Genomic DNA, 14,882 nt, shown 5'->3' on the forward strand with positions numbered 1-14,882 from the left:
CCGCTTGCCTGCGGGAGGCCCCTATATATCATCCCGTGCTCAAACATTCTCGCTTCGCTGCGAAACTGCGCGCGGGACGATATATAGGGGCCTCCCGCAGGTAAGCTGCGTTAACGTACCAGCGGCTATACCAGATTCCCCACCAGTAGAATCTGCAAAGGGGAACCAGAAAATATAAATACAGTAAGTCGATGCGACAAAGGAGGCGTCCCTTCATCGCATCGACTTACTAGAAAAGTAAATATTGTTTCAAGCGAGTAGCCGCCCGCCCGGGGCTTACCTATATCGTTCCACGCGCAGTTTCACAGCGAGCGAAGCGACGCGAGAATGTTTGAGCATGGAATGATATAGGTAAGCCCCGGGCGGGAGGGATACGGGCGCCCTAGGCGATGCCGCTGGAGCCGAAGCCTCCTTTGCCTCGGTCGGTTTCGTCTAGTTCTTCTACATCTATGAGATTGACCGTGGGGACTTCTTGGATGACGAGTTGGGCTATGCGGTCGCCTTTATTGATTTGAATGTTATTGGAGGGATCCAGGTTGATGAGGATAACCTTGAGTTCTCCTCGGTAGTGGGCGTCGATGAGGCCCGGCGTATTGACTATAGACAGGCCCTGCTTGATGGCCAAGCCGCTGCGGGGCTGGACGAAGCCGGCGTAGCCATCGGGCAGGGCGATGGCCAGCCCCGTAGAGACCAGACGGCGTTCGAAGGGCTTCAGGACGCAGTCCTCGTTGGAGCGCAAATCCAAGCCGGCATCGGTGGGATGGGCGTATTTGGGAAGCTCAACGGTGGGGTCGAGACGCTTTATGTTGACGGTAATGTTGGACATGGAATCACCTTAGCTTGTCGAGCTCTTGCAGAAACTCATCGACGTCTTTGAAATCACGGTAGACCGAGGCAAAACGGATGTACGCAACCTTGTCGATCTTGGCCAAGCGCTTGAGCACCATGTCACCCAACTCATGGGACGTGACGGCCGTCAGCGTGCGAGAGCGCAGCTCGACCTCGATGTCATCGATAATCTCATTGAGCTTCTTAGTGTCGATATCGCGCTTGATGGTGGCTCGCATCAAGCCGACGAGCAGCTTATTGCGATCGAACCGCTGCTTGGTTCCGTCTGACTTAATGACCTCGATAGGGTCCTCGCATCGCTCGAACGTTGTAAAGCGGTAGTTACACGAGCAACATTCGCGACGGCGCTTAATGGTGTTATTTGACTCCTGCATACGGGAATCAACGACGCGGGTATGTGCCTTGCCGCATTTGGGACAGCGCATGGTACCTCCTCTTAAACGATAACAAGGGTACCATGCGCAGCGCGATAATGATTACGAACGAGCAGGAACCTTAAGATGCGCACCGGCGGCGAGCGAACCATGCTCCAGATGATTGACGCTACGGATCATGTCGGAAGTCTCTTGCGTGGAAAGGCCTTCGATTGGATATTCTTCGGCAAGCGACCAAAGAGAATCGCCAGGCTGAACGCGAATGGTCCCGTAGGTAATGTTGGAAACGGACTCGGCATACGCGGCGTGACGAGCGCTAAAGACCGACATAGCGAGGACAAAGAAGAGCGTAAGCGCAACGGCGACAATCGTCGGAACCTTCAGGGCAACGCGGGCCGGCGCGACTACAGCCTGCTGATTGCGCGCAGGCTTTACGGTCAAAGGCTGAAAGCCGGAGCGGCCACCCTGAACAACCGTAAAAGTGGGTTCTGCAGGCGTCTCGAGCTTAAGGGCGAGGTTTCCCTGGACCATATTCGTTACGTTCATCATGTTCTCCTCTCGCGTGTTTTGCTGAGAACAGTTTTATCAAGCCGCGCGGACAAAAATGTCTAGCGCGAGAACGAATGTTCGGTTATTATTATCTTCGAACAGTTGTTCCTGTCAAGCAAAATTCGAACATTTGTTTGACATGGGTAGAGAGGATGCCCTGATGGCTCGCAAAATTACCAAGCGTCAGCAGCAAATTTACGACTTCATCAAGGAATATCAGCAGGAGAAGGGTTATCCGCCCAGCGTGCGCGAGATGGCTTCTGCCGTGGGCCTTTCCTCCCCCAGCACCGTGCACGCCCATCTCTCTGCCCTGGAGGCGCGCGGGCTACTCAAGCGCGATGCCACCAAACCGCGCGCCCTGGAACTCTTTAACGAGGATGGTTCCTCTGTCTCAATTTCCAAATCTGACGAGCCCACCGCACCTCGCGGAACGGTCTCGCTACCGCTCGTTGGTCGCGTCGCGGCTGGGATTCCCATTCTGGCAGAGCAGAATATCGAAGACACGTTTACTATCCCGACCGAAATCGCCACTGATCAGGGTTCCTTTATCCTTGAGGTGCATGGGAGCTCAATGATCAATGTCGGCATCTTCAATGGCGATTACATCATCGTCCGTGAACAAAAGAGTGCCATGAACGGCGAAATTGTCGTGGCCATGATTGATGGTTCGGCGACCGTCAAGACGTTCTACAAGGAGCAGGGGCGTGTGCGCTTGCAGCCCGAGAACGACACTATGGAACCTATCTATGCAACGAATCCCGTTATCCTGGGCAAAGTCGTCGGCTTGATGCGCCGGTTCTCGTAATGCAAAAACGCATAACCATCTTTGATACCGTCCGCGGGTTTACGATGATTTCTATGGCAGGTTTTCACGCTTGCTATGATCTCGCCTACCTGTACGGTTGGGATATGCCTTGGTTTACCCAGACTGTCTTTCAAGACGTCTGGCGAGCCAGCATCAGCTGGGTATTTTTGTTTATCGCGGGTTGGATGTGCACGCTCTCACGCAACAATGCCAAACGAGCGGCTAAGTACGCTGCCGCAGCTTTGGTCGTCTGGATCGCAACAACGCTCGTATCGGTCGACGATTCAGTGAACTTTGGCATCATTTATTGCATGGCGGTGTGCACCGCGGTGGTTGCGTTCACCCGTCCGTTACTCCAAAAATTACCGGGTTCATGGGGCATCGCGGCGTGTCTTGTTCTTTTTGCCCTCACCTGGGGCATTCCAAAAGCGGTCTACCCACTCCCCTACCTGGCATGGCTTGGATTCCCGAGCCCGGATTTTGTTTCGGGAGACTACTATCCGCTCATTCCGTTTATCTTTATGTACCTTACCGGCTTTTTTGCTGCCCGGGCAGCACAAGCATCAAGCCTCGAAGCGCCAACATGGGCATACGCCAATCCCGTCCCGGCGCTCGCAGTCCTCGGTCGGCATGCCTTACCGTTCTACCTGCTCCATCAGCCTGTCATCCTAGGCGTACTAGAACTCGTTTATTCCGTACGATAGCGCTCAAGACGCGGCGCGATTCGGGCCGGCAACTTCGCCACAATGCGAACTCCGTCCTCGAGATATTCCTCATGCAGAAGGGTTCCCTGCTCATGCACCAGCGTGATGAGGGCGCCCTCGCGATACGGGATATCAGCAGAGAGCAACACATCGGTGGCAGCCGCCTCACGGGCAATACGGTCGACGAGATCGTCAAGCCCCTCACCCGTCTGGGCCGAGAACAGCACGGCCTCGGGATAGCGACGATGGAAACTCAATCGATCGACGCTATCGAGTAGGTCGATTTTATTGAACACCGTAAGCGTCAAACGCTCGCCGGCACCGATCTCATCAAGCACGCGGTCGACAGCCTCCAGCTGCCGCTCATAGTCCTCGTCAGACGCATCTACGACTTTGAGAATTAGATCGGCACCCAACACCTCGGACAGCGTCGATTTAAACGCATCGACCAGGCCATGCGGCAGCTTTTGAATAAAGCCAACAGTATCGGTAATCGTCATACCGCGACCGCCGGGCAGACGATACGAACGCGTCGTCGGGTCGAGCGTAGCAAACAGCTTATCCTGCGAAAGTACCGTAGATCCAGTCAGACGATTGAGCAACGTCGATTTGCCGGCATTGGTATAACCGGCTAAGGCAACGCGAAACGCCGGCGACTCGATACGGCTCTTTGATTGGACATCGCGACGCTGTTCAACCTGCTTAAGCTCGCGACGAAGCGCGGCAATCTTGTTGCGAATCAAACGCCGGTCAACCTCGAGCTGGCTTTCGCCCTGGCCAAAGCGCGAACCAATGCCACCGCGTGTCTGCTCTTTAGCAAGATGACTCCACATACCGCGCAAACGGGGCAACAGATACTGCAATTGGGCTAGCTGCACCTGCAGGCGGCCCTCACGGGTCTGAGCGTGCAGGCCAAAGATATCGAGAATCAAAGCCGTACGATCGATAATTTTAACCGGTTCGCCCACGGCTTTCTCCAGATAAGACTGCTGCGAGGGCGTTAAATCGTCATCGAAGATAACAACATCGGCATCCATACGATGCACGAGCCCGCAGAGCTCCTCAACCTTACCGGAGCCAATAAACGATTTTGGATAGGGCTTAACTAGACGCTGTGACAAACGCGCCACACACTGGGCGCCAGCCGTATGGGCCAGGCGCTCAAGCTCGTCAAGCGAACGATCGAGCGGCCAGGCGTTATCGCGCCACTCAACTCCGACAAGAACGGCACGCTCGGGCTCAGGCGCCGTGGGAACGAGGGGAAACCGAGCCATTAGGCCGCCTCGATACGGTGAAGGATATCCCCAACGACCTCATCGATCGTAAACTCGTCCATATCGAACCACACGATGCGGTCATCGCGTTTAAACCACGAAAGCTGACGCTTGGCATAGCGACGCGAACGCATCTTGATGAGTTCGCGAGCCTCATCCATAGAAATCACGCCGTCAAAGACATCGATAATCTCTTTATAGCCAATCGCCTGCATCGAAGTAAGTGCATCTCCCAGCCCCTGGTCCATAAGACCGCGAACCTCATCAACTAGACCCTGCTCAAACATCAAATCGACGCGTAGGTTAATACGCTCGTAAAGCGCCTGGCGATTACGCGACAATCCAAACCACAGAGCGTGATAATGCTCGCGCGGAACACTAAACTGCGACTTTTGCTGCGCGTAGGATACGCCATCATCGTGCATTTCGAGCGCGCGAATCACACGACGAACATTATGGGGGTGGATGACCGCAGCGGACTCGGGGTCACGCTCGGCAAGCAACGCGTGCAGCGCTTCCTCGCCTATGCGCTCGGCAAGCTCCTGATACCCTGCGCGGCGATCGTCCTCAAGCTCGCCCGAGGGAAAATCCATCTCATCCAGGGCGGACTTGAGATACAGGCCTGTACCCCCACAAAACACCGGTAGGCGGCCCTCGCCCAGCAAGCGCTCAACATGTGCACGAGCGTCTGCCTGATACAGCGCTGCAGAATATGCAACGCCCGGTTCAACAATATCGACCAAGCGTAGAGGCGCCGCGCATTCCTCGGGTGCCATCTTGGCGGTACCGATATCCATGCCTCGATAGATTTGCATCGCGTCACACGACAGCACTTCCGACGAAAGGCGAGCCGCCAAACGATCTGCGACATCGCTTTTGCCAACCGCGGTCGGACCGACAATCGCAACGGCGGAAAGGCCTGCCCCGGGAGAAATCATTAGCGCGGCTCGCCCACAACGGATCCGGACAGATACCACGTCTTGGCAACGTCGATGTCAACATCGACAATCTTGCCAACCAGCCGATCAATGCTGTAGCCCTCGGGAATCGGTGCATGAACGGTCTGATTCTTAGGACTCTTGCCCAGCAGCACCGCGTCATTCTTTTTGCTCGTACCCTCAATAAGCGCCGGCACAACGGTGTGGAGCTCACCCTGGTTATACTCGTGCGCTGTAGTCTCGATAACTTTCACCAGACGGTTGAAGCGCTCGAGAATTACCTCATGCGGCGTAGGATCGTCAATCTCGGCGGCCGGAGTACCGGCGCGCTTGGAATAGATAAACGTATAGGCCTGAGCATAACGGACCGTCTCGGCAAGCGAGAGCGTCTGCTCAAAGTCTTCCTCGGTCTCGCCGGGGAAGCCCACGATGATATCGGTCGAAAGCGCGATATCGGGCATACGATTGCGGATGCGATCGACGAGTCCCAGATAATCCTCACGCGTATAGCGACGATTCATCTCTTTAAGGATGCGCGTCGAGCCCGACTGAACTGCCAGGTGCAGTTGCGGCATGACGGCAGGCGTCTCGGCCATAGCGTCGATGGTCTCGGGCAGCAGGTCTTTGGGGTGCGAGGAAGTAAAGAAGATGCGCTCCACACCCGTATCGCCCACGGCACGCAACAGGTCGGCAAAGCGCGGCTTGCCAAACAGATCGCGACCATAGGAGTTGACGTTTTGCCCCAGAAGCGTGATCTCACGCACGCCCTGGCGTACTAGACCGGTCACCTCGTCGACAATCTCCTCGAAAGGACGGCTCTTTTCGCGACCGCGCACATACGGCACGATGCAATAGGTGCAGAAATTGTTGCAGCCCGTCATGATGGGGACCCAGGCGTGATACTGGGTCTCACGATGCCACGGCATGCTCATAGCATCCGTGTCCTCGTGCTCATTGGTGCGAATATGACGCTTGCCGTCCAAGAATGCCTCGGCAATGAGCTCGGCCACATGCGCGATGGAATGCGTGCCAAAGATGACATTGACGTTATCGACATTGGTGAGCAGACCCTCGCCGTCGCGCTGCGCGATGCAGCCGCCCACGGCGACCACGCGCTTGCCCGAGGGCGAAGGCGGGAGGCTCTTACAAGAGTTGCACTGACCGTACAGACGGGTGTCAGCTGCCTCGCGAACACAGCACGTCATGAACACGACGATGTCAGCATGCTCCGGATCGAGCGCCATGAGGCAGCCATACGAGTCGAGCAGGCCACTCACGCGTTCGGAGTCGTGCTGATTCATCTGGCAGCCAAAGGTGCGGATAAAGTAGGTTTTACCGGCAAGAATATCGCGTACGGAACCCTGGTCCATGTGTATAAGTCCTAACGAGGTGGAATAGGCGGAATCAAAGAGCGCGGGCAAAGAGTAAACACTCTATGCCACAGGCTTAACGTGGTCAATCACAACGTTATCCATAGCAGCTCGATTAATCTGATGAACGTAAATAGAAAGACGGATGGCCGTGCGCGACTCCCCGTTGATGAGGATGTCGGAGAACACCGGCGCGCAGGAAATATCAAACCCGGTCGGAATCAAAAATCCGCGTGCAATGGCCACAGCCTTAATGGCCTGGTTGACGGCGCCCGCGCCGACACACTGAATATTGACGGGAACACCATCTTTGACCATGCCGGCAATGGCGCCGGCAACGGACGCGGGCGACGATTTGCTTGATACCTTCAGGCAATCCATGAAGAAACTCCTGCGTTTAAAAGTACGTTTTAACTGCAATAACTGTATCGTACCGAACGGACTCGGTAAAGATGCTATTCCTCTTTGGCAAGATCGAACGTCACGGTAATACGATCACGCGAAACACGAATCTTGGGGTCGCCGCAAAGGTTGAGATAGTACCGTGCTGCAAGATCGTTAAAGTCACGTTCCACTGCTCGCGAGAACTGCGCCATGTCGTCCTTGGCAATACGCAACCCGCGACGATCTTTGGCGAGATCAACCGGAGCAGACGGATGTGAAGACGAATCACGCTCGCGTAGCAGGCGTGCGGTCACACCACGAACGGGCTTAATCTGGCCCGCCAAGATACGATGCGCCGTACGCTCGGACATCTCAAGGCCCAAACCCGAACAGATACGGATAAAGTCTTCCGCATCCGAAGCAAGACCCAGACGATCGACCACGGGAAGCTCGGCTTCGTCATCGATAAACAAAAGACGAGAAGCATCGAGACGGCTGGAGGCCTGCGCATGCAGCGTCGCGGCGATCTCGGACGGAGACCCCAGATAGACATCACAGGCGCGCAGCTCCTCGAGGGCAAACTCGCAAGCGGCGCGAATGATGTTGTGAGGGCCACGGGCACAAACATAGTGACCGTCCTCGTCCTTCACGGCCTGAGGCCAGCTGGACTGATCGGCGCGCTCGCTAAGGCGGTCGGTAGCGACGCTCACCTTAAAGACCGAGCCAAGGTCAACATCCGACGCGACAACGCGTGCCTCGTCGGTGTTCTGCTTAATCGAGAACAATGCCATACCTCGACCGTGAACGCCCCAACGATCCATCTTCATGCTCTCGAGCTTGGAGGTAACGCGGGCATCGAAGATGCGCTCCTGCATATCCTGCGGCACGCCCGAGCCGTTATCCAGAAACACGAGCGTACGGACGCCATCTTCCTTGGTCGTGGCGAGATAGACCTTATCGGCGCCAGCATCACGAGCGTTACGCAGCATTTCGATGACAATATCCTCGACATGCTGGATGTCGTGCTTTGCCTGGCGCCGCTCGGCCTCCGAAACGCGGAGGCGGACATACCCCTCGCCAAGGTTCTCCTCGACGCGAAGGTTGCCCTCCCCCGACATCGACGCGATAAATGAGATGAGCTCGTTCGCGTCGTTCATGTTATTTAGCGATATCGACAGCGCGGCTCTCGCGAATCACGACGACGCGCACCTGACCGGGATACTCCATCTCTTCCTCGATCTGATGGGCGATGTCATGAGCCAAGACCGTGGACTGAGCATCGGAAATCTTGTCCGGCTGAACCATAACGTGGACCTCGCGACCAGCCTGCATGGCATAGGTACGCTCGACGCCGTCATGGGAGTTGGCAATCTCCTCGAGCTTCTCAAGGCGCTTGATGTAGTTCTCGGCAGATTCGCGACGAGCACCGGGGCGAGAGGCAGAAACGGCATCGGCAGCCTGGACCAGAACATCGAGCACCGTGTTGGGGTCGACGTCGGCGTGGTGAGCCTCGATAGCGTGAACAATAACGGGCTTCTCGCCATAGCGACGGGCGAGCTCGGCGCCGATAACGGCATGCGGGCCCTCGACGTCATGGTCGATAGCCTTGCCAAGATCATGCAGCAGGCCGGCACGCTTGGCGGTCACAACGTCCAGACCAAGCTCGGAAGCCATCACGCCGCACAGGTCGGAAACCTCGAGGGAATGCTGGAGCACATTCTGACCAAACGAGGTGCGATAGCGCAGGGCACCCAGGGTCTTAACGATCTCGGGGTGCAGATCGTGGATACCGGTATCGAAGGCAGCCTGTTCGCCGGCCTCGCGCACGCGCTGCTGAACCAAGTCGGCGGCCTTGTGATACATCTCCTCGATGCGGGCAGGATGAATGCGGCCGTCAGCAATAAGGTTCTCGAGGGCGACGCGGGCGGTCTCGCGACGGACCGGATCGAAGCTCGAAAGCACGACGGTCTCGGGCGTATCATCGATCACGAGGTTGACGCCGGAAACCTGCTCGAAGGTGCGGATGTTACGACCCTCGCGGCCGATGATGCGGCCCTTGAGGTCATCGGAAGGAATGTGGACAGAGGTAACGGTGACCTCGGCGGTGTGATCGGCGGCGCAGCGCTGAATCGCCAGGGACAAGATCTCCTGGGCGGTCTTGTGGCACTCGGCGCGAACCTGCTGCTCGGACTCGCGGATGATCGTGGCGGCCTCGTGGGTAACCTCACCGCGAACCTTGTCGAGGAGCTCCTTGTGAGCGTCCTCGCGGGTCAGGTCGGCGATGCGCTCGAGCTCCGAGGTCTGCTTGGCGCAGAGCTCCTCAAGCTCGCGGGAGCGCTTCTCGACCTGGCCAGCCTGGCTGGACAGCTGGTGCTCACGCTTGTCGAGGGCATCGTTACGGCGATCGAGGGACTCCTCGCGCTGCATCACGCGATTCTCGAGCGTACGAATCTCGTTCTTACGCTGCTTGTCCTCGGCCTCGGCAGCCTGCTTGTTCTTGATGATCTCTTCTTTAGCCTCGAGCAGAGCCTCTTTTTTGAGGGTCTCGGCCTGACGCTTTGCATCGCCGATTAGGGACTCAGCCTGTGCATGTGCCGACTGGATTTTTTCGTCGGCCTCGTGAAGACTACCCTGCTTGGCGGTGCGCATGTAGGCAATGGCGGCGATGGCACCCAAAACGATGCCAACGAGCGCTGCGATGATAGGCATGCTCACTCCTTTTTATGGATTCGTTACACAACAAAGCGAACCGTCCTTGCGAACGGCTCGCGACATTTGAGTAATATGGGCGCAGCTTATGCGGGTCGGATACAGATAAACATATAAACAAACTCATCAAAGATGAGCACATATCACAAAGCAAATGACAGTGATTATCGTACGTTGAACCGCAACAACTGTCAAATAAATGCACCCAGCACGGCGTCTAAAACGCGGTGAACGGCAGGTACGCAAAACGCATACTTCTAGCATGTGTCTAAACTACACATTCCTCACGTTCAGCATCGAGACGCGCCTTAACGGCATCGGCGGCGATGTGGTACGAAAAGCCCTTGCCCATCAAAAACCGGACGAGCTTTTCGAATCCACGCGTCTCGGGAATGCGACGCTTCGTGAGTAAAGCCGATGCGCGAGCCAAGTCGTCCTCCACGGCAAAATAATCCTCGGGATAGCCGGGGATATCATCGAGTACGACATGGCGGCGCTTGAGCTCGGTCTCAATCTTGCGCTGTCCCCAACCGCGTCGTTTGCGTTCCTCGATAAAGTACGAACAAAAGCGGTTCTCATCTAAAAAGCGATACTCAGTGGCACGCTGGACGGCAAAATCGATTGCGGGCTGGCGAAATCCGTAACGAGCCAGCTTGTCACGGACCTCACCTGTGGCATGGTCGCGGCGCGACAGCATCTCAGTCACCATGGTAAGCGCGCATTTACGCTCAATGAGCTGCACCGCCTCGCGAAACTCATCCCAATCGCAGGGAAGATCGGGGCGATTTTTAAGGAACAGGCGCGCGACACGAACAGGAATCCAGACGGATCGTTCAAAACCGCCCTCGAGCTCACAGTCGATATGTGCACAAGGCTTTTTTGATGCATACCCACTCGAAAACGAGGAGGCCGCCTTCTTATCGGGAAAGACGACCGTTGCCTCGGTCACCGTATACGACATGAGGGCATCCGCTACTCGTCATCATCATCGAGCATCGCGGAGCCATCGATGGCGTAAAGCTCATCGAACTCCTCAGTTTCGGGCTGATCGGTCAGCTCGACCTCGGACGGAGCATCGTCATCGAATTCAAGGCCGCAGGCGAGGCGAACCTTATGCTCGATCTCGTCAGCACAATCGGGGTGTTCGCGCAGGAAGGCCTTAGCGGCCTCGCGACCATTACCGAGCTTGTCCTCGCCATAGGCAAACCAGGAGCCCATCTTCTTGCAGATGCCGCACTCGACAGCCATGTCCAAGATCGAGCCCTCCTTAGAGATGCCCGTACCGTACATGATGTCGAACTCAGCAGAACGGAACGGAGCTGCTACCTTGTTCTTAACGACCTTGGCGCGCACGCGGTTACCGATAACCTCGTCCTTAAGCTTAATGCTGTCGATACGGCGAATGTCGATACGCACCGAAGAGAAGAACTTGAGGGCGCGGCCGCCCGTCGTAGTCTCGGGGTTGCCGAACATGACGCCGATCTTCTCTCGCAGCTGGTTAATGAAGATGCATGTCGTGTTGGACTTGGACAGCGAGCCGGCGAGCTTGCGGAGCGCCTGACTCATCAGACGAGCTTGCAATCCGACCGTGGTATCGCCGATCTCTCCCTCGATCTCGGCACGCGGGGTCAGCGCGGCGACAGAGTCGACGACGATGGCATCGATGGCGCCGGAACGCACGAGCATGTCAACAATCTCGAGCGCCTGCTCACCCGTATCAGGCTGGGAAATCAGTACCTCGTCGATATCCACGCCAATGCGCGCGGCATACGTGGGATCGAGCGCGTGCTCGGCATCGATAAATGCCACCACGCCACCCATTGCCTGGGCTTCGGCCAGGATCTCGAGCGAAAGCGTCGTCTTACCGGAGGACTCAGGACCGTAAATCTCGACGATACGGCCGCGCGGCACACCGCCGATACCCAGAGCGGCATCGAGTGCCAGAGCGCCCGTGGGGATGGCCTCAACCTCAAGCTCGGGGCCGCCGTCACCATACCTCATGATGGAGCCTTGACCGAACTTCTTCTCGATCTCGGCCTTGGTGGTGGCGATCATCTCATCGCGCTCTTTACCCGTCGTGCGAGCATGAACGGTACGTACGGGACCTGAATTCTTGGCCATGAATAGCCCTCCTCTTAACAACCTGCATCGATAATAAACGAACGGCTGTTCGTGGTCAACCGTTCAGGCCAATCATATGCAGGCAGTCTTTCCAAAACCCAACCAAACGCCGACCAAACACTGACCAAATGCTTGACCACAAAGGGGCAAATAAGAACAAGAAAGGCAAAAATACACCTATGACCAGCGCAAACGCTAAATTCGTCAGGGGTCCCTATCTCCACAATTAAGGGGCCCGAAGGCCCCTTAAAACACGTCTATTCCATAGAGTTAAGCACAAGGACAATGCGTCCCAATGCCTCCGCGACCGCATGGGCACGAACACACGAACGGTCGCCCTCATAGTGGCAGCGCACAGAGTCCACGACCAGCACTTCCCCATCAGCCGCGCGATACGCCCAGCCAATATAGAAAGTGCCAGCCGAATCGTCCTCAGTGCCGCCGCCGGGGCCGGCATAACCCGTTGCGCTCACTGCAATATCGCTCTGGTACAGCTCCAGCGAACCCGCCGCCATCTCGCGCGCGGTCTGATGCGACACCGCGGTATAGCGGTCGAGCGTCTCCTGATCAACGCCCAAAACGCGATGCTTGATCTCATCGCAGTAGGTCACCGCACCGCCACGCAGCACCGCCGAGGCGCCCGGGATATCGGCAATCGTCGAGGCGATCATACCTGCCGTCAGCGACTCAGCCGTCGAAACCGTCACGCCCCGAGCGCTCGCGCGCTCGACAATATGACGCGCCAGCTCCTCGTTATGTGCGGAAATCTGCTCAAAAGAGTCCGTCATACCCACCAGGACCTAGACCGAAAAGACGATCTTGCGGCAGTTCCAGAAGTACTGGGCGCCCGAGATAACGGTCAGGACAACGGCAACGGCGTACAGGAAGCGCGACACCGAGTAGATGCCGAGCGTCAGCGCCAGCGGGCCAAGGTGCAAGCCGGCCATCGCAAAGACGCACAGGTAACCGCAGATGGAGACCATCGTAGTCGCCGTCTTGTACTTGCCAAGCTTATCGGCGGCAACGACCACGCCGGCGGCACTCGCGACCATGCGAAGGGCGCTCACCAGAAGCTCACGGAACAGGATAATGAACACGGACCACACGGTCACAGCGCCAAAATCCAAGAACAGCAGCAGAGCCGAGAACACCAGCAGCTTATCGGCGATGGGGTCCAAGAACTTACCGAAATCGGTAATCTCGTTGCGCGAGCGCGCCAGATAACCGTCGACCTTATCGGTGCACGACAGGATAACATACAGAATGAAGGCAGCGGCGGCGAGCGGGCCGTCGAAGGTGCTCCAATCTGTACCGGCAACACTCGTGTGAGAAAGCGCCGACACGATCATGAACACCGGGATAAAGACGATGCGAACGCACGTCACGATGTTGGCGGGCGTCCAAACACTCGTCAGTTCCTTATTGCTCTCGTTTGCCACGATGCTCTCCTACTCCACAACATGGCCGATAAGCTCATAGCAGAAGCTATCGGTAAACTCGACCGTCAGAATATCGCCCACGGACGCCTCGCTGGCGTCCAAGTGCACCGCGCCATCGGAATCGGGCGCCTGGAACCAAGCATGGCCGATCAGCTCAGCGCCGTCCTCGGTCTCCTCGATGCCGTCGACGATCACCTGGGCGCGCTCGCCCACATGTGCGGCGGTGGCGGCAAAACCGAGCGACTCGGCCAGGTCCATGGCCTCCTGGGCGCGCTCGAGCTTGACCTCCTCATCGACCTGACCCTCCATCTTGGCGGCCAGGCTGCCCTCCTCCTGCGAGTAGGCAAAGACGCTCGTGTAGTCAAAGCCGACGGTGTCCATAAAGTCGATAAGGTCGCGGAACTCGTCGTCGGTCTCGGTCGGGAAGCCGACCATGGCCGTGGAACGGATCACGATGCCGGGGATACGCTCACGCAGATCGCGGAACAGGTCCTCGAGCTCCTGGCGCGAACCAGAACGGCGCATAGCCTTGAGGATGCGCGCGTCGCAGTGCTGCACGGGGATATCGATATAAGGCAGCACCTCGGGCGTATCGCGAATCGTATCGATAAGCTCGTCGGTCATGCCCTCGGGCTGCAGATAGAGCACGCGGACCCAGACGTTGTGCGGGCGCACGGACTCGGCGACGGCATGCAGCAGCTGCGCCAGATTGCGCGGCGAGCCATCGGTAACGTCTTCGTCGGCAAAGTCGGTGCCCCAAATACCCGTGTCCTGGCCGATCAGCACGATCTCGCGCACACCGCCGGCAACCAGGTCGCGTACCTCGGAGATAATGCTCTCGGCATCGCGCGAGTGATAACGACCGCGGATATACGGGATCATGCAGAAGCTGCAGAAGCGGTTGCAGCCATCGGAAATCTTGACGTAAGCAACGGCGCCCTCGACAGTGCGCTTGACTTGCGGAATATAGGCAGCGATCTCACGCTCGACACCCAGCACGCCATCGATGACCGCCACGATGCCGTCCTCCTCGTCGGCCTTCACAAAGGCAGCGACCTCGGGCAGCTCGTCAGGCAGGTCGTCGCCATAGCGCGACGGCACACAGCCGCACATGACGATGGGACAAGAACGAACGCCGTCCTGAACCTCGTTGGCGAGCTCGAGCGTGGTCTCGATGCTCTCGGACGTTGCGGAGGCGAGGAACGAGCATGTATTGACGATGGCGATATCGGCATCCTGTGGGTCGAATGCCTCCTCGTAGCCCGCGGCGGTCAAAAGAGAACGCATGCGGTCGGTGTCAACCTCGTTCTTAGCGCACCCGAGGGTGATGTAGAGCACGGAGCCCAACGGTGTATCCATGTTGGAG

Annotated in this window: 16 protein-coding genes; 2 read left to right on the top strand and 14 right to left on the bottom strand. The window is 57.3% G+C overall.

What is annotated here, in order from left to right; all coding sequences use genetic code 11:
• Positions 1-382: 382 nt before the first annotated feature.
• From dut to DWX63_RS02090, 3 genes are read right to left on the bottom strand one after another with little or no spacing between them, the layout of a single operon-like run.
• Positions 383-826, bottom strand: coding sequence for a dUTP diphosphatase (gene dut / locus DWX63_RS02080; RefSeq protein ID WP_117842672.1), 444 nt, complete (start codon positions 824-826; stop codon positions 383-385).
• Between the two features lie 4 nt (positions 827-830).
• The gene (nrdR, locus tag DWX63_RS02085) at positions 831-1,274 is read right to left on the bottom strand and encodes a transcriptional regulator NrdR (protein WP_022093781.1); all 444 of its coding nucleotides are present in this window, start codon (positions 1,272-1,274) and stop codon (positions 831-833) included.
• A gap of 51 nt (positions 1,275-1,325) precedes the next feature.
• Complete coding sequence (locus DWX63_RS02090; RefSeq protein WP_158559592.1) at positions 1,326-1,769, bottom strand: LysM peptidoglycan-binding domain-containing protein; 444 nt, start codon at positions 1,767-1,769, stop codon at positions 1,326-1,328.
• A gap of 163 nt (positions 1,770-1,932) precedes the next feature.
• Here DWX63_RS02090 and lexA point away from each other — a divergent pair, with 163 nt between their 5' ends.
• Positions 1,933-2,577 carry a transcriptional repressor LexA gene (lexA, locus tag DWX63_RS02095; RefSeq protein WP_040359862.1) on the top strand — a complete coding sequence of 215 codons (645 nt, stop codon included), beginning with the start codon at positions 1,933-1,935 and terminating at the stop codon, positions 2,575-2,577.
• A complete protein-coding gene (locus DWX63_RS02100) occupies positions 2,577-3,281 on the top strand; it encodes a heparan-alpha-glucosaminide N-acetyltransferase (RefSeq protein ID WP_117842674.1) in 705 nt (234 codons plus the stop codon). The genes lexA and DWX63_RS02100 overlap by 1 nt, the downstream gene beginning before the upstream one ends.
• On the opposite strand, the gene hflX is transcribed toward DWX63_RS02100, so the two are convergent.
• The 11 genes from hflX to rimO form a co-directional block, all read right to left on the bottom strand.
• Positions 3,266-4,555 (bottom strand): GTPase HflX, encoded by a 1,290-nt coding sequence (gene hflX, locus DWX63_RS02105; protein ID WP_117842675.1) that lies wholly within the window; start codon positions 4,553-4,555, stop codon positions 3,266-3,268. The genes DWX63_RS02100 and hflX overlap by 16 nt on opposite strands.
• On the bottom strand, positions 4,555-5,493 hold the full coding sequence (gene miaA / locus DWX63_RS02110; RefSeq protein ID WP_117842676.1) for a tRNA (adenosine(37)-N6)-dimethylallyltransferase MiaA: 939 nt from the start codon (positions 5,491-5,493) through the stop codon (positions 4,555-4,557). Before miaA ends, hflX begins: the two co-directional genes overlap by 1 nt.
• Complete coding sequence (gene miaB, locus DWX63_RS02115; RefSeq protein WP_117842677.1) at positions 5,493-6,863, bottom strand: tRNA (N6-isopentenyl adenosine(37)-C2)-methylthiotransferase MiaB; 1,371 nt, start codon at positions 6,861-6,863, stop codon at positions 5,493-5,495. Before miaB ends, miaA begins: the two co-directional genes overlap by 1 nt.
• Positions 6,864-6,926: 63 nt before the next feature.
• Positions 6,927-7,244 carry a stage V sporulation protein S gene (locus DWX63_RS02120; RefSeq protein ID WP_117842678.1) on the bottom strand — a complete coding sequence of 106 codons (318 nt, stop codon included), beginning with the start codon at positions 7,242-7,244 and terminating at the stop codon, positions 6,927-6,929.
• 74 nt (positions 7,245-7,318) lie between these two features.
• Positions 7,319-8,404, bottom strand: coding sequence for an ATP-binding protein (locus DWX63_RS02125; protein WP_117842679.1), 1,086 nt, complete (start codon positions 8,402-8,404; stop codon positions 7,319-7,321).
• A gap of 1 nt (position 8,405) precedes the next feature.
• Entirely contained in the window at positions 8,406-9,956 is a 1,551-nt protein-coding gene (rny, locus tag DWX63_RS02130; protein ID WP_089573375.1) for a ribonuclease Y, read from the bottom strand.
• A 268-nt stretch (positions 9,957-10,224) separates the two neighbouring features.
• Complete coding sequence (locus DWX63_RS02135; RefSeq protein WP_117842680.1) at positions 10,225-10,917, bottom strand: regulatory protein RecX; 693 nt, start codon at positions 10,915-10,917, stop codon at positions 10,225-10,227.
• A gap of 11 nt (positions 10,918-10,928) precedes the next feature.
• Positions 10,929-12,077, bottom strand: coding sequence for a recombinase RecA (gene recA / locus DWX63_RS02140; RefSeq protein ID WP_304650751.1), 1,149 nt, complete (start codon positions 12,075-12,077; stop codon positions 10,929-10,931).
• Between the two features lie 257 nt (positions 12,078-12,334).
• Positions 12,335-12,865: a CinA family protein gene (locus DWX63_RS02145; RefSeq protein WP_117842681.1), complete on the bottom strand. Its 531-nt coding sequence runs from the start codon at positions 12,863-12,865 to the stop codon at positions 12,335-12,337.
• A 12-nt stretch (positions 12,866-12,877) separates the two neighbouring features.
• Complete coding sequence (gene pgsA / locus DWX63_RS02150; RefSeq protein WP_231500751.1) at positions 12,878-13,426, bottom strand: CDP-diacylglycerol--glycerol-3-phosphate 3-phosphatidyltransferase; 549 nt, start codon at positions 13,424-13,426, stop codon at positions 12,878-12,880.
• A 99-nt stretch (positions 13,427-13,525) separates the two neighbouring features.
• Positions 13,526-14,875, bottom strand: a complete 1,350-nt coding sequence (gene rimO, locus DWX63_RS02155; RefSeq protein ID WP_117842682.1) for a 30S ribosomal protein S12 methylthiotransferase RimO — start codon at positions 14,873-14,875, stop codon at positions 13,526-13,528.
• Positions 14,876-14,882 lie beyond the last annotated feature (7 nt).

Source organism: Collinsella sp. AF20-14LB, from assembly GCF_003459505.1.
In the GTDB taxonomy this organism is placed as follows: domain Bacteria; phylum Actinomycetota; class Coriobacteriia; order Coriobacteriales; family Coriobacteriaceae; genus Collinsella.

Bases quoted from the DNA above. Each gene is read 5' to 3' on its own strand.
- dut (WP_117842672.1), bottom strand. From the start codon at position 826: ATGTCCAACATTACCGTCAACATAAAGCGTCTCGACCCCACCGTTGAG.
- nrdR (WP_022093781.1), bottom strand. From the start codon at position 1,274: ATGCGCTGTCCCAAATGCGGCAAGGCACATACCCGCGTCGTTGATTCC.
- DWX63_RS02090 (WP_158559592.1), bottom strand. From the start codon at position 1,769: ATGAACGTAACGAATATGGTCCAGGGAAACCTCGCCCTTAAGCTCGAG.
- lexA (WP_040359862.1), top strand. From the start codon at position 1,933: ATGGCTCGCAAAATTACCAAGCGTCAGCAGCAAATTTACGACTTCATC.
- DWX63_RS02100 (WP_117842674.1), top strand. From the start codon at position 2,577: ATGCAAAAACGCATAACCATCTTTGATACCGTCCGCGGGTTTACGATG.
- hflX (WP_117842675.1), bottom strand. From the start codon at position 4,555: ATGGCTCGGTTTCCCCTCGTTCCCACGGCGCCTGAGCCCGAGCGTGCC.
- miaA (WP_117842676.1), bottom strand. From the start codon at position 5,493: ATGATTTCTCCCGGGGCAGGCCTTTCCGCCGTTGCGATTGTCGGTCCG.
- miaB (WP_117842677.1), bottom strand. From the start codon at position 6,863: ATGGACCAGGGTTCCGTACGCGATATTCTTGCCGGTAAAACCTACTTT.
- DWX63_RS02120 (WP_117842678.1), bottom strand. From the start codon at position 7,244: ATGGATTGCCTGAAGGTATCAAGCAAATCGTCGCCCGCGTCCGTTGCC.
- DWX63_RS02125 (WP_117842679.1), bottom strand. From the start codon at position 8,404: ATGAACGACGCGAACGAGCTCATCTCATTTATCGCGTCGATGTCGGGG.
- rny (WP_089573375.1), bottom strand. From the start codon at position 9,956: ATGCCTATCATCGCAGCGCTCGTTGGCATCGTTTTGGGTGCCATCGCC.
- DWX63_RS02135 (WP_117842680.1), bottom strand. From the start codon at position 10,917: ATGTCGTATACGGTGACCGAGGCAACGGTCGTCTTTCCCGATAAGAAG.
- recA (WP_304650751.1), bottom strand. From the start codon at position 12,077: ATGGCCAAGAATTCAGGTCCCGTACGTACCGTTCATGCTCGCACGACG.
- DWX63_RS02145 (WP_117842681.1), bottom strand. From the start codon at position 12,865: ATGACGGACTCTTTTGAGCAGATTTCCGCACATAACGAGGAGCTGGCG.
- pgsA (WP_231500751.1), bottom strand. From the start codon at position 13,426: ATGATCGTGTCGGCGCTTTCTCACACGAGTGTTGCCGGTACAGATTGG.
- rimO (WP_117842682.1), bottom strand. From the start codon at position 14,875: ATGGATACACCGTTGGGCTCCGTGCTCTACATCACCCTCGGGTGCGCT.